Source organism: Tissierella sp. (genome assembly GCF_052089545.1).
GTDB lineage: Bacteria > Bacillota > Clostridia > Tissierellales > Tissierellaceae > Tissierella_A.
Window position 1 is genome coordinate 4,177 of record NZ_JBQDAA010000071.1, and the last position, 6,404, is coordinate 10,580.

A 6,404-nucleotide genomic window follows, 5' to 3' on the forward strand; every position below is an offset into this window, starting at 1 on the left:
TCATCATTGTTTAAATGTCTGGGATTATCATATCTTATGTCAAATATTCCTATTATATTAAATCCAGTTTCTTTAAAGCCTCTGTAGTTTGCAAGTGCATGACCTAGGTTACCAGCACCAGTTAAAACTACATTATAGTCATTATCTAAACCAAGTATTTTTCCTAATTCATCTTTTAATTCTTCAACATTATATCCATATCCTTGTTGACCAAATCCTCCAAAATTGTTTAAATCCTGTCTTATCTGAGAAGCAGTAAATCCAGTAAGTTTACTCAATTCTTTAGAAGATATTCTAGTAGTTCCAGCTGAAAAAAGCTCTGTTAAATGTCTATAATATTTTGGTATTCTTCTTATAACTGTAATCGATATTTCTTTGTTCATTCATCTCAACCTTTCTACTTACTCATAGTATCTATATTATACCTCTTTGCTAAAAAATAATCAATGAATTAGTGTAGCTCTTTTGTATATTTACTAGGGTATTTTAGAATAATATAATAAAGGAGTGATTTTTATGGCAAGTTTAGAACAGTTTAGAAAAATAGCTACTCATTGTAGTAGATATAATCCAAAGAGTAATAGGGATAATTCTTTAACAAATAGTGTAGAAGCTAAGCATGATTCTTGTGTCAATTGTAGCCATTTTACAGATGAAAAATATTGTGAACTAGATTTAATAGATAAAGTACTTTCATCTTTAGCTATGGAAAATGAGTTAAAGAGCTAATTAAACTTTGCTTAGATCTATTTTTTTGTTACAATAATAGTATTAACATTTGGGGGGCTTTAAATGTCAGTACTATCATGTAGAGGCGTAGAAAAAACATATATAATAGATAACATACTTGAAGATATAAATTTTAATTTAGAATATGGTGACAGGGTAGGAGTTATAGGACTAAATGGTTCTGGTAAAACTACTCTTTTTAATATATTATCTGGAAATTTAGAAAAAGATACGGGTCATATATTTGTTCAAAAGAATAAAAAGATAGGGTATTTAGAGCAACATATAAAGATAGATAGTGAAAAAACTATTTTTGGTAGTTGTTTAGAGATTTTTAACCATCTTATAAAAATGGAAGAAGACTTACGAATATTAGAAGAAAAAATATCTAAACATAGTGAAAAAAAGTCTGAAACTTTTCAAAAATGTATGGATGACTACGGAAATCTTTTAGAAAAGTTTACAGCTAGAAATGGATATGGTTATAAATCTGATATAAGAGGAGTCCTAGTAGGTCTTGGCTTTACTGAGGAAGATTTTTATAAAAATATAAATTTATTAAGTGGTGGACAAAAGTCAAGAGTATCTCTTGCCAAACTCTTATTAGAAAATCCTGATATCCTTCTTTTAGATGAGCCAACTAACCATCTAGATATAGATGCTATAAATTGGTTAGAAAGGTTTTTAAAGGACTATAAGGGCGCTACTCTTATCATATCTCACGATAGATTCTTTCTTGACAATGTTGTGAATAGAATATTTCTTTTAGAACATAGGACAATAAAGATATATAATTCTAACTATACTAGATTTATGACCCAAAGAAAGAAAGATCTAGAAATAAAGAAAAAACAGTATGAAAATCAACAAAAGGAACTTAAAAGACAAGAAGAAATTGTAGAAAGATTTATGAACTATGGAGGCTCTAGATATATAAAACAGGCCCAAAGTAGGCAAAAACTTTTAGATAAGATAAAAACATTAGACAAACCAGTCGAAGAAAACAAGACACGCATACGATTCCAACCAAAGGTCAAATCTGGTAGAGATGTTCTTTTTGTTGAAGACTTAGAAAAAAATTTTGGTGACTTTAAGCTTTTAAAAGATATAAATCTAGAAGTTTATAGAGGCGAAAGAGTAGGACTTATTGGCGCAAATGGTATAGGTAAAACTACTCTTTTTAAGATGATACTCCATGAAGAAGAAAAAGATGCTGGATCTATAGACCTAGGTCATAAGGTAAATATTGGATACTTTGATCAGGAGATGGAAAGTTTACATTTAGAAAAAACTGTTATGGATGAGATATGGGATAAAAATCCAAAGCTTGATTATTTTCATATAAGAAAACTACTAAGTCAATTCCTTTTTATAGGTGATGATATATTTAAAGAAGTTGAAAGTTTAAGTGGTGGAGAAAAAGCAAGACTTAATCTATTAAACCTGATGCTTTCAAAATCAAACTTTCTTTTAATGGATGAACCTACAAATCATTTAGACATAGATTCAAAAGAGATACTTGAAGATGCTCTTCTTGATTATGATGGAACTTTGTTAGTTATATCTCACGATAGGTATTTTTTAAATCGTGTTTGTAATAAGATCTTAGAGTTAAGTGAAGATGGTATAAAAGAGTATCTTGGAAACTATAATTATTATTTAGAAAAGATTAATGAAAAAGATATTGAAGAAGAAGAGATAAATGAAAAAACAAAAACTCAAATCAAGCTAGATCGAAAAAAAGAAAAAATGATTCGATTAGAAGAAAAAAAGAAGAAAAAAGAAATCTCATCTTTAGAAGATGAAATTTCAAAACTTGAAAATCTGATAGAATCTATAGATGAAAAACTATGTGATGGAGATATATATGAAGATGCTAAAAAAGTTTTAGAACTTACAAAAAAAAGAGAAGAAACTCAAGTTAAACTTGAAAATTTATATAATGAGTGGATAGAAATCAGTAGTTAATATTCTCAATATTCAAATCTACACACATTATCCACATTCTTTTCCACAGACAAGTCCCATTATTTACATTATTACCACTTTCACTCCACATTATCCACAATATTAGTCTTTTTCCTAGATAAGAAAACTGGACTATTTGTGGATAAGTTTTTATTCTAAGCTTAAATTAGGCTCTACAGTAAAACCAAGTTCACTCTCTTTTCCATTTATATAGTTATAATAAGCTGCAGAACCTATCATAGCTGCATTGTCTGTACATAAGACTTTAGACGGATAAAATATTTTTATCCCTTCATCTTGACCTCTTCTTTCCATCATAGACCTTAGCCCTTTATTTGCAGCCACTCCTCCAGCTATAACTATTTTTTTAGACCCTTTTTCTTTTGCTAGCCTAAAAGTTTTATCGACAAGTACATCTAAAACTGCTGCCTGAAAACTTGCTGCTACATCTTCTACTACTATTTCTTTTCCCTTTTGTTTTTGTCCATTTATATAGTTCAGTACAGCAGTTTTAAGTCCACTAAAACTAAAATCATAAGATCCTTCTTCTAGAAAAACCCTTGGAAAATCTATGGCTTGTGGGTTTCCTTTTTGAGATAATTTATCTATAACAGGACCTCCCGGATATGCAATGCCTAAAGCTCTAGCTACCTTATCAAAAGCTTCCCCTGCTGCATCATCTCTGGTTCTTCCCATAAGCTCATAATCTATATATCCATTAGCATGGATCAAATAACTATGACCTCCTGATACTATTAGACATGTAAATGGAGGCTCTAAGTCTTCATGTGTTAAGTAGTTTGCACATATGTGACCTTCTATATGGTTTACACCTATAAGGGGCTTGTTAAGCCCATATGCCAAGGCCTTGGCACTAGATATGCCTACAAGTAGTGCACCAACTAATCCAGGCCCACGAGTTACCCCTACTAAATCTATATCTTTAAATTCTAAATCTGCCTTATCTAAAGATTCTTGAATTATATTATTTATACTTTCAATATGTTTTCTTGAAGCTATTTCAGGTACCACTCCACCAAATCTCTTGTGAGTATCTATTTGAGAAGAGATTATATTTGATAAAACTTCTCTTCCATTCTTTATGACTGCAACTGAAGTTTCATCACAAGATGTTTCTATTGCTAGTGTTAATAAATCCACTTTTTACCCCCCTTATTAATTTCTATTGCTGCGCCACATTATTATAGCGTCTTCCCCATCATCAGCATAATATTTAGGTCTTACACCATAATCTATAAATCCATATTTTTCATAAAGATTTATGGCTACCTGGTTTGATTTTCTAACTTCTAAAGTCATATTATCTATACCTCGTTTTATACAATGATATATAAGTCCTTCTACTATCTTATTTCCAATTCCCTTACCCTTGTATTCTTCTTTTACTGCTATATTTGTAATATGTCCTTCATTCAAAACAAGCCATATCCCACCATAAGCTACAGCTTTTCCTTCTACTTGTGCAACTAAATAATATGCTAAATTGTTTTCATTGATTTCACTTGTAAATGCTTTTTTGGACCAAGGAGTTGTAAATGCTTCTTTTTCAATTTCTACAATATCTTCTATATCCTTTTCTAGCATTTGTCTAACTATAATCTCCAAAAGCTATCCCCCCTAAGATCTTACTGAGATTTTTCCTTTAAATCTCTTTCTGCCTTTGTTGCTCTTATATATTCTGGTATAAGAGTAAATGGATCATCTCTTTTCCCTTCCTTATATTTTTTAAGTCCTAGTTCAGCTATGCTTGCTGCTCTAGTTATATTTTGTCCTCTACTTCCAAAATAGACTTTATCTTCTAGTTGAGATTTTATCTCTTCTTTATAGGCTATACTTCCGGCACCATTTACTGCTATATTATCAAATGATTTAAGTTTTTCTTTTAGATCCTTTATTTCCAATATTTGCGATCCTTCTATCTCTATTATTTGAGGACCATCAAACTTATACAAGGCAGTATATATTCTATCACGTCTTGCATCTAAAATAGGCATTATAGTAGCATGACTTCCTGAAAGATTATATGCTAAAGATTCTAAAGTAGATACTCCTATTATTGGCTTATTGAAAAGGTGACTAAAGCTTTTTACCGTAGTAATACCTATTCTAAGTCCTGTAAAAGAACCAGGTCCTACAGCTACAGTGTAGAGGTCTATATCTTCTATTTTTATATCTATATTATCTAAAACCTCTTTTATCATAGGCATAAGTTTTTCCGAGTGACTCATGTCTTTACTTAAAGAGTATTCTCCTATTATTCTTTCTTCATCAATTACAGCAATTGATGCTACCTTTGTAGATGTATCCAATCCTAAAGTTATCAAGCTATGTCCATCTCCTTTAAAACTTCTTCATATCTTTTTCCTGTCCCAGATAAAGATATTATCCTTTTATCTATATCATTGCCTTTTTCTATATCTAATACTATCCTATCCTTAGGAAGAAAAGCTTGAATCTTTTCTGCCCACTCTATAAGACATATCCCTTGGCCATAAAAATATTCATCGAAACCCAAATCATCAATTTCTTCTACATTTTCCAATCTATATACATCAAAGTGATAGACGGGAACCCTGCCCCTATATTCATTTATAAGTGCAAAAGTTGGACTTGTAATATATTCCTCTACCCCAAGTCCTAAGCCTATAGATTTAGTCAGGGTAGTTTTACCTGCACCAAGTTCTCCATTTAAACAGACAATATCTCCATTTTTTAAAGTTTTGCCAAGTTTTATTCCAAATGTTTTTGTATTTTCTAAACTATCTAATTTGATTTTCACTTTACTCAGCCTTTCATTTCTTCTTTATTTTCTAAAATTAATTATATCATAAACTTGCAGAAAGATATAATTGGACTACGCTTTGAGGATACTAATCCATCTTCATTATCTAATAATAAGATCTTCAATATAAATTTAATTTTTACACATAACATTACAATCATAAACTAACTTAATTACTATTATATATCAATATCAAAAGATTCATCTTTAAGTTTACTCAATTATTCTTTTAACAAACTCAATAATTTATAAAATATAAATAAAATTAATTCTAATGTAAAAGAAATAAAGAAGATATTATCAAAATAAAAATATATTGAAAAAAAGAACAGAAAAATTCTTATCAAGACTTAATTTAAAAAGGCCATAAAATACAGAAAATAACATATTATCCGAGGATAATATGTTATTTTCTGTATTACTGGTTTATTGCGTATCAGATTATAAATTATATTATATTTTTAAATAAATTATTAAATTTCAGTTTTTTTAACTGTATTTTTCTATATAATATGACAAATCCAAAAGTATAGTAAGAAAAAATAACAAATGATAAATCATGCCCTATTCACATATTATCAATACTTATAGTTGTTTAATCAGCTTTGTCATAATTGCACTTAAGGCAAAGCCAGGGATTTACTCATTTTCCACATCAGAATAATCTAAAACAACTTTTTGGCATTCTTCGCATATAAGCATCTACATAGTTTATTAAAAATCTATTTTGATTTGATTCGTTATAAATCTCTGTTATCAACTGTTTAATCTTTTTCTTTCGTTTTAATTGCTTAGATTCTTTTCGATTTATAAAATTGTAGAATCCAGATATAGAAACGCCTAAGTATTTAGACACACCGTTAACTGAAATTTGACGTTTCTTTCTAGCTTTATCAAGCTCAAG

General features: G+C 29.5%; 8 protein-coding genes. 2 read left to right on the forward strand and 6 right to left on the reverse strand.

Annotated features, from left to right (window positions below; all coding sequences use genetic code 11):
* Positions 1 to 383: redox-sensing transcriptional repressor Rex (locus tag ACTHW2_RS06795; protein WP_442263209.1), on the reverse strand; the 383-nt coding region annotated here is incomplete at its 3' end.
* A gap of 133 nt (positions 384 to 516) precedes the next feature.
* Here ACTHW2_RS06795 and ACTHW2_RS06800 point away from each other — a divergent pair.
* Both ACTHW2_RS06800 and ACTHW2_RS06805 read left to right on the forward strand, forming a co-directional pair.
* Positions 517 to 729 carry a hypothetical protein gene (locus ACTHW2_RS06800; RefSeq protein WP_442263210.1) on the forward strand — a complete coding sequence of 71 codons (213 nt, stop codon included), beginning with the start codon at positions 517 to 519 and terminating at the stop codon, positions 727 to 729.
* 63 nt (positions 730 to 792) lie between these two features.
* The gene (locus tag ACTHW2_RS06805) at positions 793 to 2,697 is read left to right on the forward strand and encodes an ABC-F family ATP-binding cassette domain-containing protein (RefSeq protein ID WP_442263211.1); all 1,905 of its coding nucleotides are present in this window, start codon (positions 793 to 795) and stop codon (positions 2,695 to 2,697) included.
* 150 nt (positions 2,698 to 2,847) lie between these two features.
* Here ACTHW2_RS06805 and tsaD read toward each other — a convergent pair whose 3' ends face one another.
* From tsaD to ACTHW2_RS06830, 5 genes are all read right to left on the reverse strand, one after another.
* Positions 2,848 to 3,858 (reverse strand): tRNA (adenosine(37)-N6)-threonylcarbamoyltransferase complex transferase subunit TsaD, encoded by a 1,011-nt coding sequence (tsaD, locus tag ACTHW2_RS06810; protein ID WP_442263212.1) that lies wholly within the window; start codon positions 3,856 to 3,858, stop codon positions 2,848 to 2,850.
* A gap of 15 nt (positions 3,859 to 3,873) precedes the next feature.
* Positions 3,874 to 4,323, reverse strand: a complete 450-nt coding sequence (rimI, locus tag ACTHW2_RS06815; protein ID WP_442263213.1) for a ribosomal protein S18-alanine N-acetyltransferase — start codon at positions 4,321 to 4,323, stop codon at positions 3,874 to 3,876.
* Between the two features lie 20 nt (positions 4,324 to 4,343).
* A complete protein-coding gene (gene tsaB, locus ACTHW2_RS06820) occupies positions 4,344 to 5,042 on the reverse strand; it encodes a tRNA (adenosine(37)-N6)-threonylcarbamoyltransferase complex dimerization subunit type 1 TsaB (RefSeq protein WP_442263214.1) in 699 nt (232 codons plus the stop codon).
* Positions 5,039 to 5,497, reverse strand: coding sequence for a tRNA (adenosine(37)-N6)-threonylcarbamoyltransferase complex ATPase subunit type 1 TsaE (gene tsaE / locus ACTHW2_RS06825; protein ID WP_442263215.1), 459 nt, complete (start codon positions 5,495 to 5,497; stop codon positions 5,039 to 5,041). Before tsaE ends, tsaB begins: the two co-directional genes overlap by 4 nt.
* Positions 5,498 to 6,155: 658 nt before the next feature.
* Positions 6,156 to 6,404, reverse strand: a 249-nt coding sequence (locus ACTHW2_RS06830; protein WP_442263216.1) for a hypothetical protein, incomplete at its 5' end; no start/stop codon positions are given.

Excerpts from the sequence above, each read along its gene's own strand:
- ACTHW2_RS06800 (WP_442263210.1), top strand. The coding sequence starts at position 517 with ATGGCAAGTTTAGAACAGTTTAGAAAAATAGCTACTCATTGTAGTAGA.
- ACTHW2_RS06805 (WP_442263211.1), top strand. The coding sequence starts at position 793 with ATGTCAGTACTATCATGTAGAGGCGTAGAAAAAACATATATAATAGAT.